The sequence below is a fragment of the Nitrososphaera sp. genome (assembly GCA_039938515.1).
Classification (GTDB): domain Archaea; phylum Thermoproteota; class Nitrososphaeria; order Nitrososphaerales; family Nitrososphaeraceae; genus Nitrososphaera.
The window spans coordinates 17,505-33,541 of record JBDUUL010000018.1 but is presented as its reverse complement, the minus strand read 5'-3'; the positions used below and the strand labels follow the sequence as shown (position 1 = coordinate 33,541).

Below are 16,037 nucleotides of genomic sequence, written 5' to 3'. Positions count from 1 at the left end.
GATCTCGCAGACTTAGACGAACTCGATTATCTCGTTGGGCCTGGTGCCTGCCCCTTCGTTCTTGGGAATTCTTTCGCTCGGAACCTTCCACAGCTTGAATTCCTTCCCAAAGCAAAGCTTTAGCACCTCGAAAGCTTCGACGTAGTTTATGGAAGTATTCAGCCTGCTCTGCAGTGCCCTGTATTCTGCCAGACCCTTTATCGCATTGGCCTTCAGATACAGCTTGCTCTGCTGGGACCAGAATATCTTGATAAGCTCGACCTTTTCGTCGACGACGTCTGAAATATCGTAGAATACCTGCGGCTTGAATTCCTTGGTCAGCGGAATTTCATATGACATTATGTTTGGGATAAACCTGCCAGCCTCAATGGTCGAGGACGCGACAGCCTTGTGATCATGGTGAACATCTCCAAGCGAATGGGTTATGATTATGTCCGGATCAGCCTTGTTTATGAAAAATTCGATGTGGTTTATCAGCTCTGTTCCTGCAGTCAGCCGCGTGTCGTCAAAATTGTCGATCCATAGGGCCTTTGCTCCGATGAACTTGGCAGATTGCATGAGTTCCTTCGAGCGCTGGGCCGGGTCTCCCGAGACTGCTCCCCTGGTAAGCGTGTACATGTACACATCATGGCCTTGCCGAGCTGCCTTGATCAAAAGCCCGCCGCAACCAAGTTCGATGTCATCCGGGTGTGCGCCAATTGCTAGAATGTTCACGCTTGCAAATCCTGCCAGTCATTATTTATCAATGAACTAATTTTGTTCTATTCGCGCTACCAGCCCGCAGGAGAATCTTGGTTTCGTCAGGCCTGATAACGAGATTGAATTTCAGTATACAAAATTGCTGTTTCCTTAAAAAGCGCCGCTTAAAGGCTTGCTTGGAACATGAAGGTTAGAACATGGCTAGAGAAGCTGACAGACGAGTCTAGTCTTTGGTTCAATGCAATAAAGGCCGAAGACGACGGAGATCTGGTTTCTGCCGTTTCTTATTATTTGAAAGACGCACAGAAATCGGCGGAGGCAAAATCGATCATAAGACATGCGCTTAGCTGCTCCTGCGCGGCGAGGTGCCTCTCACGGATTGGCAACAGCGAGCGCGCAAACAAGCTTTACGTGCATGCTGCGAACCTCTACCTGCTAAACGCGCAGCAGACGATGGCGGCGTCTGTTAGGGAAGCCATGTGGTCAATGAACGAGGCATTGGAAAATTATGTGCTTGCAGACGATTATGACTCTGCTTCAAGCATTCGAAAAAGTCTGCGCGCGCTTGAAGCCCGGGTAAACCCGTTTGCGAGCGGAGCAAAGGCCGAGGACGACTTGCAGACACTCCGGGATTATGCCAAACACGTAAAGAGCGCCGGAGTCAAAATCGAGAATGCTCCGGAGCTTGATGCCGAGGTTGATGCCTTTTTAAATAAAGCTCCATTATGGCCCGAACCAAGGTCTCTTCAGACAGACGAAGGGGACGGCCCGTTTGACGCGTCAGAGGTGACAAGGTCACTCGACCTATCAGGAGGCAATGCAATCGATGAAAAAGGTATTGTTAGTTAACTGGGACAGCTATCCCAACGTGACGAGCGGCGGAGTATACTCTTGGGAAAAGCTCCTCGTCGAAAGCCTCAGCGACTTTGACTTTACGGTAGTCAACATGCTCTCAAACCCCAACGTGAATGGCCGCTATACCGTTCCCCCCAACGTCTCCAGAGTAATCGATGTCCCTCTGTTCGGGTCCCACAGATTCGAGGAATTCTACAGCGAAAAGAATTCCGGCCTGCTGGACAAGATCGCTAGGACGGACTCCAGGGCAATCTCGCGGTCCTTCGTTCCGCTCTTTGACAAATTCCTGAGCCAAGCTCTCGAGAGCAACACCGACCCGTCGGGGCTTGCCAATACAATCCTTCAACTTCACAAGTTCCTGCGCAACCACGACAGCCGAAAATGCATGGAAAGTGCCATTGCCTGGGAGACGTTCCTGGGCCATCTTGAGCAAGACCCGCTTTACAGGGAGATGACACTTCGCGAGGCACTGACCGCGTTTCAGATAATCCAGAGAAACATGCAGATCCTTGCCATCGAAATCCCCAAAGTTGACCTTATCCATTCGTCTCTAGCATGGCTTCCCTCCATGATGGCCGTCGCGGCAAAGATGGAAACAGGCGTGCCCGTCATGATTACTGAACACGGTGTCGCGTTTCGGGAACTCCTGCTTTACTACAATGCGTACCTGAGAGACGAGCCGTCCAATATCTTTTGGAAGCAGTTCTCTCAGAACATTGTCCGGACCATCTACTGGGCCTCGGACGTAATCTCCCCTGTCTGTTATGCCAATGCCAAATGGGAAACAAGCCTCGGGGCGGATCCGTCGAAGGTTAAAGTCATCTACAATGGAGTCGATGTCTCAAAGTTCCGGCCAATCAGCATGCCCGAAAACGCCCGGCCTACAGTGGCGTGCGTGGGCAGGGTCGACATATTCAAGGACATCATTAACCTCGTCCAGTCAATCCGGCGCGTAAAGGAGAGGATCCCTGATATCCTCTGTCTCATTTACGGGTCCTCGACTGATCTGGAATACTCGCTCCGCTGCATCAACGCCGTAAAGTCGCTTAACCTGGAGGAGAATGTCCAGTTTGTAGGTAAGGTCAAGGATCCGGAAGTCGCATACAACTCTGCTGACGTGGTCGTAATCAGCAGCATAACGGAAGGATTTCCCTTTGCTATTATCGAGGCGATGGCCTGTGGGAGGGGAATTGTGGCGACGGACGTAGGCGGGATCAGGGAAGCGCTTGATGGCTGCGGGCTACTCGTGCGGAGCAGCCATCCGGTGGAACTTGCCGAAGCAATAGTCAAGTTGCTGCAGGACAAGCAATTGCGGGAGAACTTCGGCAGGGCTGCGGTTGACAAGGCAACCAAAGGGTTCACGATAGAACAATCCCTGGGGCTCTACCGGGAGCAGTATGAGCGCCTGACAGGGCAGAAGCAGAGTCTTCCAGTCCAGTTTGCGGAGGTGCACGCATAATGAGAGCAGTGAATACGGCGCTTGTAACGGGAGGGGCAGGTTTTATCGGAAGCCATATCGTCGACGAGCTTCTCTCGAGGGGAATTGAAACATACGTTATTGACAACCTGACGACCGGCTCTCTTGACAACCTCGCCGCGCACAAGGAATCTAGCATGCTGCACGTAATCGTCGGCGATGTACGCAATGCGCAGTCGCTTCTGCCCAATGTCAATATCGACATTGTTTTTCACGAAGCGGCAATCGCAAGCGTGCCTAAATCGGTAACCCACCCACTGCTGGTGCACGATGTGAACGTGAATACAACCCTTGAGCTCCTGAATTTCTGCGTTAGCAGAGGGGTAAAGAGGCTGGTGTTTGCGTCTACAGCTGCGGTGTATGGAATAATCGAAGGGTCAAGCGCTTCGGAGGCTATGTCCTGCAGGCCGAACTCGCCATACGGAGCGTCAAAACTCTCGGTAGAAAATTACCTGAACGCATACCACATGACCTACGGACTTGAGGTGGTAGCGCTAAGGTACTTTAACGTCTATGGCCGCAGACAGCGACTCAGCGACTACAGCGGCGTGATAACGACATTTGTCAACAAGATGCTTCAGGGTGAAAACCCTGTTATCTATGGAGACGGGACACAGGTGCGGGACTTTGTCCATGTCGAAGACATCGTGCAGGCCAACATGCTGGCAATGGATTCGCAGAGTGCGGTTGGCGAAGTATTCAACGTAGCTTCCGGCAGGGCAACTAGCATACTTGAACTTGTCCAGGCAATCAAGGGTCTTATCGGATACACCGACGTGACATGCCAGTTCATGCCCTCCCGGGCCGGCGACATGAAGTTCGGGGTAGCCTCAATAGACAAGATCCAGCGTGTGCTAGGCTACAAGCCCCGCTTCGCAGTCCAGGAGGGTCTCAAGAGTGTGATAGAGGCAGCCCGGCGAGAAACGCAGAGGCCTGCTGCCAGAATCACTGCCCCGGAGGAGGTGGCTTAGATGGCACAGGAAGCAGCCGGCCAGTCCGCGTCGTCTAAAGCCTTTGCCAACAGGATTGCCCGTTCAATAGCAGAGATACAGTCTAACGTGAACAACATGGCCGATGTAGTAGTACTCCTCGAGGTCCTCGGATACAACGATAATGATGCCAAGAAGCACGGTTTTGAAAACCTTGAAGCCCTTGGGAGATACGTCTATGACTTTGTCGATGCGTATGAGGAAAAAGAGATCGACTGGTCCGCCGGCAAACTCGCGGTGTCAAGCAAGACCAGGCGCCTGAAGGAAAGCCTGACAATGATGTTCCCCTGGATCGGATCGCTCGTTCTGCTCGCGGTTGCCGGCGTTTCCCTTTGGATGGCCTGGGGACTGCCTGCCGCCGTAACCACGGCATTTCTTGCCGGCGTCTTTACGGGGCTCGCAATCACCGAAGGAATGGCCCAGAATCTCCACCGGCTGTTTTCATTCTACTATTCGCAGACAAATGTCGGCGAAGTGCGCAGAAGCATCAAGAGAAACTATGCACTAGCTGGCGCGATTCTATCCGTTGCCGTAGCCCTTGTGTACCTTGCAGCAGAGAACTGGTCGCTACCCGTGCAGCTTGCCTCCATCGCCACGATAGGAATGGTCACCATCTCGCTCCACCGGCTGAGCTATGTCGTTCTCTATGCAATGAAGAAGCTTCGCCAGATCGCCATATCCTACTCGATTGCCTTCGCCGTGGTCCTGGGCCTGTTCTACTTGCTGCAACCGACAATCCCTGACGTGACTGCAAGGTACCTAGCGGCACTGGGATCTGCATTTGCCGTCCTCTCCGGCTTTGCAGCATACTATCATCACAGGCTGCTTGCAGGCAGCACTACCGCCATAGTTGCCAGAAACGCCCCCCACTTTTACAGCCCGCTTACTGTAAACGACAAAACGCTGACATCGCGATACTCAGTCCAGCTCTGGGAGTCTCTCCCGTACTTTCTTTACGGAAGCTGCTACTTCATAATAATATTCGCAGACAGGATTCTTTCATGGATCTTCAACCCGCACACAGTGACTGCAAGCAACGGAGCACAACTGCCTCTTGCCTTCAATTCCGTGTATCACGCAGGGGCGGATCTGGCGCTTCTCATAATAATACCCGTCGCCATCCTTCAATACATACTTACAGAGCCAATATACGCGATGGCTCACAACAAGGCAATACGCCTGCGGGTGCGGGAAATAAGAAAGGTTGACCGGTTCATAAGGCGCAGCTACGCCAAGACGCTGGTGTCGACCCTGGTGGTATCAATCTCCGTGGCGGCGCTGTTGAGTTTGGTCGTCGGCCCTGCTATCCTTGAGAGGATCGGAGGCAACGAGGTCAGCCACCGGATTCTGATGTATGCTTCAGCAGGCGCGGTAATGCTCTCAGTCTTTGCTGCAAACGCAATATTTATGATCTTTCTGGGCAGAACGAAGGAGCTTGCCATAATCTCAATCCTTGCAGCCGCGACAGTGATTGCCGGGGGAGTGATAATGGCCGTCTTGTTCGGCTTTGAAAAGATAACCCTGGGATACCTTGCAGGCACGACTCTCGCCGCGATTACAAGCTCGATCGTAATGTCAGAGACACTGAAAAAGGCTGCTAGCAGGCTGTTTGCCCGTTACGTATAGGCAAACAAACCCGTTACGTATAGGCAAACAAAAAATCAGAAGTAGTCGGGCACAAAAGACGCACTCTTGCCATCTTCGACGAATCCCGCAAGCTCTGCGTCTTTTACCGCCGACTCTTGCACGTATACTTCATTCCAGTAGCGCAGGCAAACTAGCTTTCTGAACCCTTCGACCTTTATCTCCTGCCCAAGGACAGCGTTGCGGAAGACAATGTCCGGCTCGTTTACACCCGCTACCGCCCTCATCGGGCAGGTGGCAGAAAACCTTGGGTTTATCTCTATTACCGCCGGCTGACCTGAGTCAATCCGCACCTGGATGTTTGCCGGTCCGACTACTCCGAGCTTGAGTGCGACTTCTTCTGCAGACTTTCGTACAGATTGGTTGTCCTCGATAAACGCCTTGTGGGTCTGGCCATGTTTTAGAAATTTTCGGATTGAAATTGAAGACATCGCGTACTTGCCGCTCCGGTCGACCGTTACGCCAGAAGTGAACTCGTCCCCTCCGATGAACTTCTGGACAATGGGTTTCCATGATGCGCCTTCGATCCGTTCGATGGCCTGGCCGACTTCCTCCTGAGACTTTGCCACGTAAACGTGCACCGACCCATACCCCTCTCTAGGCTTCACCACCAGGGGATAGCCATACTCGCTTGCCAGGCTCGCAGCATCTTCCGGCAACGCCGTCGGGGCAACCGGGAGCGATTTTTCCCTGCAGAACTCAAAAGTGCGCCATTTATCGCGCGCTATTGAAAGCGCCTGGCTGGAGCATACAAGCAGCTTCGCATCCGACTCATTCTCAATCCGCTTTCTGGATTCTGCGAGTTTTTGTAGTTCGTCGTCTGAGCCGATGAATATCGCGTCCACAGCATTCTTTCTGCACAAACTGACAACTGCATCAATAAATCCCTCCGAACTGGCCGGCGGAACAATATGCCCAGAGTCGCTCCTGTACAGCCCTGCGGCCGTTGGGCTCATGTCTGTGGCGACTATCGAGTAGTTGACGGCATTTGTTTCATGAACCGTCTTGTTGGCTAGCCTCAACGCCTTGATTATGCCCTGCGAGACGATGCTCCCGGCGGCAGTGACAAGTACTGTTTTATTTACCACGGAATTTTCAGGAAACCGCGCCTTTTCACGTTAGGCAGCAGATCGTCCTAGAAGAGTTATACCTTATATAATCAGAGTCGGCATAAATGAGGCGCCATTCTGGTAATAATCCCGACTTGCAATTGAATACTCGCGTCGCCGACAGCCCAGACTCGACTGAAGAGTTCCGGACAAAACTAATTGACGCTCTGTCTTCCGCCTCGCTGGTATTGAAAAATGAGCGGACTTGTGGCCGTCAGGCAGACTCGAGGGTCTGCGGCGAACTCGTCCAGATCTCCTCCGCGCAACGCGTCGCGGTCATAGGAGACATTCACGGCGACCGCGCGAGCCTTGCAAGGATTCTGGAAAGCCTGAACCGCACGGACTTTTTCGCCGAACCGCGCAACAAGCTGGTCTTTCTCGGGGATTATGTGGACCGGGGGAGCGACTCTCTCGGAGTGCTCTATACTGTTGCGTCCCTAAAAGCGCAGTACCCTGATTCCATAGTCCTGCTCAGAGGAAACCATGAAAGCCCTGTCGAACTGCCTTTTGCCTCCCACGATCTCCCTTATCAGGTCATGACACGTTTTGGAGCCCGCGATTCACATTCTGTATACCGGGAAATTCTGGCCTTTTTCGACCTTCTGAGTCTTGGGGCAATAGTGGAAGGGTTTGCGCTGCTTGTCCACGGCGGATTGCCGGTGGCATCCGTCCATGATCCAATCAAGACCATTTCGCAGGCAAGGGAGAATCACAACAGCGACAGCTGCTATGAAGAAATTCTCTGGAACGATCCCAGAGACCTGCCTGCCGGCATGAACTGGGAGCGCTCAAGGCGCGGATACGGCAAGCACTTCGGACAGGCCGTCACGGACAGCTGGATCGCGGAGACGGGCACAAAGGTGTTGATACGAGGCCATGAGCCATGCCTTGGCTACAGGACTGACCACAAGTCGAAGGTCTTGACCCTGTTTTCGACTGTTGAGGCATACCCGAGGTTCAAGGCAGCCTACCTGGACATCGGCTCGAAAGAGATCGAAAAGGTGTCAGACTGCGAGAGCCTCCTGAAGTATGTCCACGTGCTAGATACCTAGTGCCCCTTTGATTTCCTTGCAGCGCTTGCGGAGCGACACAGTTGAAATGTCGGCAACCTGACAGATTTCAACCTGCCGCAAGAATTCGTTGCAGTTCTGTGATGCAAGGTAAATCACGGCCCCTGCCAAAGCCCGTGGATTCTTTCCAAGAGAAATTCCGTTTTGCTGCACCCGAGCGTAGATGCCCAGCGCTTCCCTCTTTGTCTTCTCTGACAGACGCAGACGGTTTGCAATAAGCGTGACGTAATCCGGCCCGTTTAGGACAGGCATCTGAAGCGACAGCTCCCTCAGTATCAGCTTGTAATGCGACATCACGTCCTTGCTGGTAAGGTTGCAGACCCCCGCAATATCCGCAATGGTCTTGGGTGTGGCAGTTTCGCGGCAGGCTGCATAAAGCGAGGCTCCGACCAGGCCGAGAGTCGACCTGCCCTTGGCCAGCCTTTTGCCGGCGGCCTTTCTATAGATGTATGCAGCGCTTTCCATTACCGCTTGGCTGAGATACAGCTTGTCGCCAAAGTTCGTGAGGAACTTGAGCGCCTTTTCCAGGTTGCGCGAAATTGAATCGTTCAGCTGGGACCTGTTATTCCAGGTCCGGAGCCTCTGCATGTTGAGCCGCTGCGCGGGTTCGAGTGATTTTCCGCGCGCGTCGGTATCGTCCAGGCCAATGAGCGTCGAAAGGCCCCTGTGGTACACTGCCAGAGAATCCGGCATTCCCGTCCTTGACCTGTCCCCATACTCGGGCGAAGCAAAAGCCTCGGCAGTGCTCTGCACGTCTTCATGCTTTTCGGAAACGCAACCACATGATGAGCATACAAATTCGTAAGATGAGGTGTCAAGTATTATTGCCTGATTGCCGCAGTGATCGCAAGCGGGACTGTCGCCTTTCCGTCCGCCAAGCTCCAGTCCGGGCCTGTCTGATTGTATTTGTTGGTCAGCTGCATCCATAGATTGCAAGTCGCCGAATGTTTTATTATCTATAGTTTTTCTAGAATTCAGAGAATCGCAGGAACGGCGCTCTTATCCTTTGATTTTCTAGCAAACATGAATATTCTCTTGTATGCGCTCTGGACTAATCTTACAAGACATTATTCTGTCAATATTAGAGAATTTCACCGTCAACGTCTATGCACCTCTTATTAAAGCATCGTGCTCATTAAGACTTGTTGCTTGACCTGATTCTGATTTCTATCGCGACTTTTTTTTGGCTCTCCTACGTCCCCATCGCAGCCATTTCGGTCCATCGCATAATTCAAAACAGAAGGATATTCGTAGAGAAGGACCTAACTCGGGTCCACAACGACCCTGTGATTATTTTCCAGATTACGACCAGGTCTGCGACAAAAACTCCGGTAGTAGTCCGTGGCATAAACTCGGTAAAGTCCGCGGCAGCCAGGCTCAATTACCACTCGTATCAGGTCTGCGTGGTGTCTGACGACCCGGAAGATATTCGCACGCTATCCGGCATGTGCGAGGTCGTGGTGGTAAACAAGCAATTTCGGACGAATGCCGTCAAGAAGGGACGGGCGCTCCAGTACGCGGTCGAGCATCGCCGAAAGAACGCCAAAGCATCCGACAAGTACTGGATTTTTCACATGGACGATGAAAGCTATGTGGTTCCGCAGACCCTGCTTGCATTACTGAAATTCATCCGCGAACGCAGGGGCGTTGCAGCCGAGGGGCCCATATTCTATCCGCTAAAGTTTGAAAGCGCTAACAGGATGACTGCCATTGCCGAGTCAATCCGTCCTTTCACGTGCTATGACTGCGTGTCACAGATGACCAACCCGCCGCCGTTGCACATGCACGGAAGCAATCTTCTTGTGAGGTCGGATGTTGAGGATACAATCGAGTGGAAGTTCGGCCCAACTCTCGCCGAGGACCAGATGTTCGGCTACAAAGTCTACGAGCGTTACGGCCGGGATTCAATGGGCTGGCACGGCGGAATGCTGCTCGAGCAGCCGCCCCTGAACCTGAAAGACCACTTTTTCCAGCGGAGAAGGTGGGTCCTTGGAACGATGCAGAACATGGCCCGCTTTCCTGCATGGCACAGATTCAAACTGATGTTCAAATCGGTCACTTACTTCATGGGCTTTGCTTCCGCAGTCGCCTCGGTGGCAATTTCAATTAACAATTACGCGCCCTTCCTCCTCGAACTGCCCCGGACCAATTATCAATTCGGCTCTGCACTACTGTCATTTTCCTCAAATGCAATAACTTCGATATCACTGGAATCAATGCTCCAGTCCGTGGTAAAACTAGGGCCCGTGGACGTTGCAGTGGGGATCCTGCTCTTGTTCACTTCGCTGGTCTGGCTATCATCGTACCAGGTCGGGTTATTCCTGAATCTCCGGCATTCTGAAGTGCGTTTGGCAAAGAGGCTTTTGATTCATGTGCAGACTCTTGTTCTGAGTCCCATAATCGGCCTGGTGGAGACGTTTCCCGCATTTTACGCAATGATAGAATACCAGGTGAGGAAGAACAGCTCCAAAAAGGCTCCAGTGTACGACTTTTACGTGATTCGCAAGTAGACAGAGCCTTCAAAAACCGCAGAAGAGGAGGGAATGAATTAAGTGCTGACTATTCGCTGTAGGGCACGGTGACTTCCATCAAGTCATCTGCAGCAGTTACGTCTGGATGGACTGACAGCGCCTCCTTCAGAAGCAGTTCCGTTTCGTCGTAGCGTGCGCTAAAGTGAGTGAGAAACAATTTCTTGACGTTCGCTCTCTTGGCGATTGCTGCGGCCTCGCGGGCTGTCGAGTGAAAGTATTCTATCGCCTTGTCCTGCTTTTCGGTGCTGTAAGTAGACTCGTGAACAAGGACGTCAGCGGCATCGAAAAAAGCGGCCAGCTCATCGGTGGGCCTTGTGTCTCCTGAAATGCAGATCTTCCTGCCTCGCCTGGGCGGACCGAGCATGTCAGCCGACCTTACTTTCCTTCCCTGATACTCGACGTCCTCGCCGCGCTGGAGCCTGGAATACAGCTCGCCCTCAGGCAGGGCGAGCTCCTTGGCCCTTTCGACCCTGAAGACTCCCGGCCGTTCGAATTCTTCCAAACAAAATGAAAGTGCAGGAATTGAATGCGACGCGCTTTGGCATGATATCCTGTAATCCGGCTCGGTCGCGATGACGCCCTCTTTTTCTATTGTATGTACATTGACGTCAAACCCCAGTCCAAAACGGATTATCCTCATGTTCTCTACTATAAACTCCCTCAGAGCCGGCTGGCCGTAAACATCAAGTGGATTTGTGCGGCCCTGCAGCGACATGGTCTGCATGAGACCAAGCAGCCCTATGCAGTGGTCTGAATGCATGTGACTGATAAAGACCTTCATTTTGCGGTTCATTCCAAGTCCGGCCTTTATGAAGTTCCGCTGCATGCCCTCGCCGGTGTCAAAAAGCAGCAATTCGCTTCCCCGCGTTATCGCGATGGAAGAGAGGCCGCGTTCCGGCGTTGGAACAGCCGATGACGTTCCCAGGAAGGTGATTGTCAGGTTTACCATCGGGGCCAACCTGCTTTGGAGAGTCGTGTCATACGAAGCGTCAAGATAGCCTTCCGCCCATCGAGCTGTTGATTACCGGATAATTGATTATGGCATCGGCCAGTAAGGGAGCTAGGTTTACTCGCTCAAAAATGTTCGGGACAGAATTGGTCGCGATTATTTCAGAAACGCCGGCCTCCTTCATCCTGGACGTGGCGTCGTCCATCAAGAGCGCATGCGTGCATGCTGCATAAATCGCAGACGCGCGGTTGCGAAGCAGGACCCGCGCCGCCTTGGCGATGCTGTGGCCACTGCTTATCATGTCGTCAACAAGTACCACGTCTCTTCCTACCACGTCAAAATCTATCTTTTCGTCAATGGAGACGTCGCCGGTCTGCCTGTCGCGAGTCTTTTTCAGCGCGCCAAAATCAGCCTGCATCAGCCGGGCAAATTCCTTGGCCCTTGCGACGCCTCCGGTATCCGGCGAAACAGCAACGGGATTCTTGAGCCCCATATCCAAGATGCTGCTTGCCAGCTGGGGCACGGCCGATACCGCCTGAACGGGAATCTGGAAAAGAGATTCTGCCTGCTTGCTATGGATATCCACGGTAATCAGCCGCGATATGCCTGACGTTTGCATCAGGTCTGCCACCAGCTCAATACTGACCACCTCTCCGGGCAGGAAAGACTTGTCCTGCCGGGCATAGCCGAGATAAGGTACAACCGCGATTACTTCGGCAGCTCCGAGCCGCCTGCAGCCCTGCGCCATCATGAGCAGGAGCATAAGGTTTCTGTCAACCGGCGGATGGGTGGACTGGACTATTACGCACCGCTTGTCCCGTGCCGAAAGCGGGGGCTGCTCGCCCAGCCGGACCTTGCTCTCCCCGTCTGAAAAAACTCTGACATCAACAGGCAAAGTCGGGGCCTCGAGTTGGGATGCAATCCTGCCGGCCAGCTCGTGCGATGACGGTCCGGGCAGGACCATAAGTGGAGGGTCCATCGGGGTTTCTTGAAGGGAAGCGAGTGGCTCTTAATATCTATTATTTCGCCAACTGGTTTCCGTGACTCCCGCGGCTTTCAAGATACACTCAAAAGTGACCAAAAGTCGCTCCGGTGTGATTGCTTGCAGGATGGCGCTCTATTCGCGTGCCTATGTCCGGTGCAATGTGCCTTCTCGTATTGGCACAATTTCAATTCGTGCCGGCGAGTGCCGAGGGCGCACAGGTTCAGTCTCTGCAACTAATGAACAAGTCATCGTTTGTTGATGAAAGCAAAATCCTGCACGTCTACGCGGATATCAAGAACAATCTGCAGGTGTCTCGCAAGAATATTGTCGTGACAGCGAATTTTTTTGACAGGTCAGGGGCCAGAATCGGGTCGAGCAACACGTCATCCGCACTGAGCCAGTTGGACCCCGGTGACGTGTCCCCGGTTGAGATTCAGCTATTGAGCACCGGCAACGCATCGCGAGTCGCAAACTACACCCTGACCGTTTCATCAGATCCCGCGCAGTCTCCGCTTGCGAACCTGCTCAGAGTTCTTTCATCTGATTCAAGGCTGGATCTCTTGGGTACGTTTTACGTCAACCTGGTTGCGCAGAACCAGGCGAACGTGACTGCAACCGATGCGCTGGCAGTTGCGACCCTGTATGACAAGGATGGCAACGTGATTGCAATTGGCAAGGCCCTTGCCGAGTCTGTGCCTGGCAGCGCCGACATACCAGCGAATACCACAGGCGCGTTTGGCATAGCCGTAACGGAGAAATCGCAGACTTACAAGGCGGTCCGCTATACAGTGGTTCTGCAGTCGGATCAGTTCAAGTCCTCTCCTGTTGACCTGGATGCAAAATCTGGTTCCTACAGCGTTACCCCTGCACCTGGCAAAACCGTACCTAGGTGCCTGATAGCTACCGCTGCGTTTGGAAGCGACTTTGCGCCGCAGGTACAGACGCTCAGAGAATTTCGAGATGACATCGCGCTTAGAACTTTTGCAGGCAGTAATTTCATGCTGGTCTTCAACCAGTGGTATTACTCATTCAGCCCTGCTGTCGCGGATTATGAGAGATCTGCCCCATGGATGCAGCAGTCTGTCCGTATTGCAATTCAGCCGCTGCTCTTTGCCCTTGAGATCAGCAGGGGCATTGACATCAGCGTACAGGGTTATGCGTCGCCGGAACTTGCGATAATTGTCAGCGGTTTGGCTGCCTCTTTGCTCATAGGAGCCCTCTATTTAGCGCCGGTTGCCGCCTCGATCGCACTTGCAACGCGATGCCGACCGGGCCCGAGGTCAGGGCTTGTCATTAGAACCGTGCTAATTGCCTCTTGCTCAGGTGCAGCCGCCGTTCTATTCGGAGTGCTATTTTCGAATCCGTTTCTTGCTATGTTGGGCTCGTCTATCCTTGTTATCAGCGCCCTGAGTGCGAGTCCGGTGGCGGCTTACCGATATGTCAGATTGAAAACCTGAGTATGGTCCCTGACTGAAGGATATCCTGGACCTGCGACTTTATCAAATCAATATCTAGTCCGTGGTACGACCCTGATATCCCGGCAAACTTGGCCGCAGCCCTCGACAGTATGGACCTGCAGATATCTGCCTCGCCTTTCTCGTCGTGGACAAAGGCCGCTGCAATCAATATTAATCCGTTGAGAAGCGCCTTCTCGCTACCGGACGTATTCTTCCAGACTTGTTCCAATGCCTCGTGGGCGCTCCAGTACTTTTCGTCATTAAATAGGCGGACTGCCCTTGAAATAGCCTCTTCCTTTGTCATGTGGCGTTCGATTACCTGTTCAAATTCCACAACCGGTGAAATATTTTCAAGGCCCCGGAGAACGGCTTCAAGTGAAGCCTCTTCGGGAAGGCTTACGTCAAACTCTACGTATTTCTTTGAAACCCTTGCGTCGCGAACAATGACCCCGTTCGCCACAAGATCCGACGCCAGTTTCAATAGTTCCTGTGCCTCCCTCGGCGAGTACGAGACGTTCTTCAAATGAACCATGTATCGCTCCAATGTAGCCGTTCTCCGATATTGTGCCACGCCGGTTAAAAGTCCGTCGAGTACCTTTGGAGTAACGGTGCTTCATTCTGCAGGGACTTTGGGACAGTCTTTCAGAGCGGAGCTTCTAAGCAATAAATAGCGTTACCGCTTCAGAAGCCCCGATGGCCCATACCATCTCCCTTGACGATCAGACATTCAAGCGGCTTACCAGCATAGTGCGCGACCTTTCAAGCGAGAAAAAGGCTGACGTCGATTATGTTCACGCCATTAATATTCTCATAGACGCCTATCTTGACAGCCTGGCTTTTACTGGCGAAAATGCCGGGGGATGAGACTTAAATTGCTCTTCCGCAAAGCAGCGTTGTGCTCGCACGAGCGCTAATCGCGCTTACGGCTAGTATTGTAATGCTCTGCTCGATGGTGTGCGCAGCCTCTGCTTCATCTGGGGAAATACAACCTGGCGGCAAGACGGGAATGCCTACCGCCTCCGGTCATCCGAGCATAAAGTTCCTCGAACAATCGACATTTACTGACTCTGCAGGCAGACTAAACGTAATGGGTACTGTCCGGAACACCGATACTGTACCCTTGAGCGTGCAGATTGGAGTGAATGTATCAGACGGCAAGCAAAGCGGCTCTATTTCTAACAGCACATATGGCCACGTGATCTGGCCATCGACTGATTCTCCATTCAAGCTGACTTTGCCCGCAAACCAAAAGCCAGTAGGAGCCGCATTTATTGCAGACGCCAGGCCGGTTGACCAACCAAATATCGGCGTCTTGACGCTGAACTACACCAACATGGCTGTAGGCGAATCAAGGTCCCTTACGGGAACGGTTCGAAATGACGGCCAATTTCCCGTTTACGATGTGAGGATCTTTGCCTCGGTGCATGATATCAACATGACACAGCTTGACAGCGTTGAAAGCAACGTGATTCCTGTACTGAAGCCCGGCCAGATTGCCGCGTTCGTGGCTTCTCCTGACCCTGCAATAAGGTCCAAAGTGCTCTACTACAGCTGCGCCGGAGTTGACCTCCGGGACCCGATAACCACACTTGACCTGGGCGGCGGCAAGTTCTTGGCCTTCGATCTGAGGGCGCTTGCAAAAGTCTCCTCTCTCAGGTATGACAACTCTAGCAACAGTATTGTTTTTGACGTGGTTCACTATAATCCGGACGGCGGACCGATAGGCCTCAAGATTCCACAGTTATCCAAGGATCAGCACGTGCAGGTGCTGATGGATGGCTCTCCCGTTGGCTCAAATTCGACTGTTTCAGATGGCAGCACCGTTTCAATCAACCTCTTTATTCCAAAGGGCGAACACCATGTCCAGGTTGAAAATGTCGCGGTGGTCCCGGAATATCCAATTGCACCACTTGCCCTTGCCGCTTCGATTGTACTAGCCGTTGTCGCGATAAGGTCAAAGTCGGCCCTTGCGGGCCGCCTGTAATAGGGGGCTTTGTGCCATGCACGTGATAAAGATAACCAAAGCCCCAGACACAATTTCAATGGAGGTATACAAGTCGGATCTTTCCCTTGTCTCTTCAAGGACATTTGAGGACATGCAGACGCTGAATTTTTATTTGCAGGCAATTGGGGAGCAGAACAAGATCGGTGAAGCCGTTGCGGTCATACACGACCGCCAAATGAACTCCGTGGCTCTTCGTCTCTTGCCCAGTTCTGATTCACTGTATATCGACTAGAGAGGAGATACTCCTTACGAGCCGCCGAGACCTTC

Annotated in this window: 16 protein-coding genes; 10 read left to right on the top strand and 6 right to left on the bottom strand. The window is 52.7% G+C overall.

Annotated features, from left to right (window positions below; all coding sequences use genetic code 11):
- Positions 1–12 precede the first annotated feature (12 nt).
- Positions 13–714, bottom strand: a complete 702-nt coding sequence (locus ABI361_10775; GenBank protein MEO9321147.1) for a PIG-L deacetylase family protein — start codon at positions 712–714, stop codon at positions 13–15.
- 168 nt (positions 715–882) lie between these two features.
- On the opposite strand from ABI361_10775, the gene ABI361_10770 reads away from it, so the two are divergent.
- Genes ABI361_10770 through pelG form a run of 4 tightly spaced genes read left to right on the top strand, consistent with a single transcriptional unit; the run spans position 883 to position 5,646 of the window.
- Positions 883–1,548, top strand: a complete 666-nt coding sequence (locus ABI361_10770) for a hypothetical protein (GenBank protein MEO9321146.1) — start codon at positions 883–885, stop codon at positions 1,546–1,548.
- The gene (gene pelF, locus ABI361_10765; protein ID MEO9321145.1) at positions 1,526–3,013 is read left to right on the top strand and encodes a GT4 family glycosyltransferase PelF; all 1,488 of its coding nucleotides are present in this window, start codon (positions 1,526–1,528) and stop codon (positions 3,011–3,013) included. Before ABI361_10770 ends, pelF begins: the two co-directional genes overlap by 23 nt.
- Complete coding sequence (locus ABI361_10760) at positions 3,013–4,002, top strand: NAD-dependent epimerase/dehydratase family protein (GenBank protein ID MEO9321144.1); 990 nt, start codon at positions 3,013–3,015, stop codon at positions 4,000–4,002. The genes pelF and ABI361_10760 overlap by 1 nt, the downstream gene beginning before the upstream one ends.
- Positions 4,003–5,646 (top strand): exopolysaccharide Pel transporter PelG, encoded by a 1,644-nt coding sequence (pelG, locus tag ABI361_10755; GenBank protein ID MEO9321143.1) that lies wholly within the window; start codon positions 4,003–4,005, stop codon positions 5,644–5,646.
- 35 nt (positions 5,647–5,681) lie between these two features.
- On the opposite strand, the gene ABI361_10750 is transcribed toward pelG, so the two are convergent.
- A complete protein-coding gene (locus ABI361_10750) occupies positions 5,682–6,752 on the bottom strand; it encodes an ATP-grasp domain-containing protein (GenBank protein MEO9321142.1) in 1,071 nt (356 codons plus the stop codon).
- A 122-nt stretch (positions 6,753–6,874) separates the two neighbouring features.
- Between ABI361_10750 and ABI361_10745 the strand changes: the two genes are divergently transcribed.
- Positions 6,875–7,825 (top strand): metallophosphoesterase family protein, encoded by a 951-nt coding sequence (locus tag ABI361_10745; GenBank protein MEO9321141.1) that lies wholly within the window; start codon positions 6,875–6,877, stop codon positions 7,823–7,825.
- Here ABI361_10745 and tfb read toward each other — a convergent pair.
- Positions 7,814–8,770 carry a transcription initiation factor IIB gene (tfb, locus tag ABI361_10740; protein MEO9321140.1) on the bottom strand — a complete coding sequence of 319 codons (957 nt, stop codon included), beginning with the start codon at positions 8,768–8,770 and terminating at the stop codon, positions 7,814–7,816. The two genes, ABI361_10745 and tfb, sit on opposite strands and share 12 nt — an antisense overlap.
- A 218-nt stretch (positions 8,771–8,988) precedes the next feature.
- Between tfb and ABI361_10735 the strand changes: the two genes are divergently transcribed.
- Entirely contained in the window at positions 8,989–10,353 is a 1,365-nt protein-coding gene (locus tag ABI361_10735) for a glycosyltransferase family 2 protein (protein ID MEO9321139.1), read from the top strand.
- A gap of 49 nt (positions 10,354–10,402) precedes the next feature.
- Here the strand turns inward: ABI361_10735 and rnz are convergent, their stop codons facing one another.
- Together rnz and ABI361_10725 are read right to left on the bottom strand one after the other, a co-directional pair.
- Complete coding sequence (rnz, locus tag ABI361_10730) at positions 10,403–11,323, bottom strand: ribonuclease Z (protein ID MEO9321138.1); 921 nt, start codon at positions 11,321–11,323, stop codon at positions 10,403–10,405.
- A gap of 40 nt (positions 11,324–11,363) precedes the next feature.
- Positions 11,364–12,302 carry a ribose-phosphate pyrophosphokinase gene (locus tag ABI361_10725; GenBank protein MEO9321137.1) on the bottom strand — a complete coding sequence of 313 codons (939 nt, stop codon included), beginning with the start codon at positions 12,300–12,302 and terminating at the stop codon, positions 11,364–11,366.
- Positions 12,303–12,481: 179 nt separating this feature from the next.
- Here ABI361_10725 and ABI361_10720 point away from each other — a divergent pair, with 179 nt between their 5' ends.
- The gene (locus ABI361_10720) at positions 12,482–13,765 is read left to right on the top strand and encodes a CFI-box-CTERM domain-containing protein (GenBank protein ID MEO9321136.1); all 1,284 of its coding nucleotides are present in this window, start codon (positions 12,482–12,484) and stop codon (positions 13,763–13,765) included.
- Here the strand turns inward: ABI361_10720 and ABI361_10715 are convergent.
- Complete coding sequence (locus ABI361_10715; protein ID MEO9321135.1) at positions 13,749–14,309, bottom strand: DUF309 domain-containing protein; 561 nt, start codon at positions 14,307–14,309, stop codon at positions 13,749–13,751. The genes ABI361_10720 and ABI361_10715 overlap by 17 nt on opposite strands.
- A gap of 149 nt (positions 14,310–14,458) precedes the next feature.
- Here ABI361_10715 and ABI361_10710 point away from each other — a divergent pair, with 149 nt between their 5' ends.
- The 3 genes from ABI361_10710 to ABI361_10700 are packed head-to-tail and all read left to right on the top strand — an operon-like array spanning position 14,459 to position 16,002.
- Positions 14,459–14,629 carry a hypothetical protein gene (locus tag ABI361_10710; protein MEO9321134.1) on the top strand — a complete coding sequence of 57 codons (171 nt, stop codon included), beginning with the start codon at positions 14,459–14,461 and terminating at the stop codon, positions 14,627–14,629.
- Positions 14,630–14,660: 31 nt separating this feature from the next.
- On the top strand, positions 14,661–15,749 hold the full coding sequence (locus ABI361_10705) for a hypothetical protein (protein ID MEO9321133.1): 1,089 nt from the start codon (positions 14,661–14,663) through the stop codon (positions 15,747–15,749).
- Between the two features lie 16 nt (positions 15,750–15,765).
- Positions 15,766–16,002 carry a hypothetical protein gene (locus tag ABI361_10700; GenBank protein ID MEO9321132.1) on the top strand — a complete coding sequence of 79 codons (237 nt, stop codon included), beginning with the start codon at positions 15,766–15,768 and terminating at the stop codon, positions 16,000–16,002.
- Positions 16,003–16,037: the final 35 nt, after the last annotated feature.

What these genes read in the sequence shown, in the direction of transcription:
- ABI361_10770 (MEO9321146.1), top strand. Translation starts at nt 883, where the DNA reads ATGAAGGTTAGAACATGGCTAGAGAAGCTGACAGACGAGTCTAGTCTT.
- pelF (MEO9321145.1), top strand. Translation starts at nt 1,526, where the DNA reads ATGAAAAAGGTATTGTTAGTTAACTGGGACAGCTATCCCAACGTGACG.
- ABI361_10760 (MEO9321144.1), top strand. Translation starts at nt 3,013, where the DNA reads ATGAGAGCAGTGAATACGGCGCTTGTAACGGGAGGGGCAGGTTTTATC.
- pelG (MEO9321143.1), top strand. Translation starts at nt 4,003, where the DNA reads ATGGCACAGGAAGCAGCCGGCCAGTCCGCGTCGTCTAAAGCCTTTGCC.
- tfb (MEO9321140.1), bottom strand. Translation starts at nt 8,770, where the DNA reads ATGGATGCAGCTGACCAACAAATACAATCAGACAGGCCCGGACTGGAG.
- rnz (MEO9321138.1), bottom strand. Translation starts at nt 11,323, where the DNA reads ATGGTAAACCTGACAATCACCTTCCTGGGAACGTCATCGGCTGTTCCA.
- ABI361_10725 (MEO9321137.1), bottom strand. Translation starts at nt 12,302, where the DNA reads ATGGACCCTCCACTTATGGTCCTGCCCGGACCGTCATCGCACGAGCTG.
- ABI361_10710 (MEO9321134.1), top strand. Translation starts at nt 14,459, where the DNA reads ATGGCCCATACCATCTCCCTTGACGATCAGACATTCAAGCGGCTTACC.
- ABI361_10700 (MEO9321132.1), top strand. Translation starts at nt 15,766, where the DNA reads ATGCACGTGATAAAGATAACCAAAGCCCCAGACACAATTTCAATGGAG.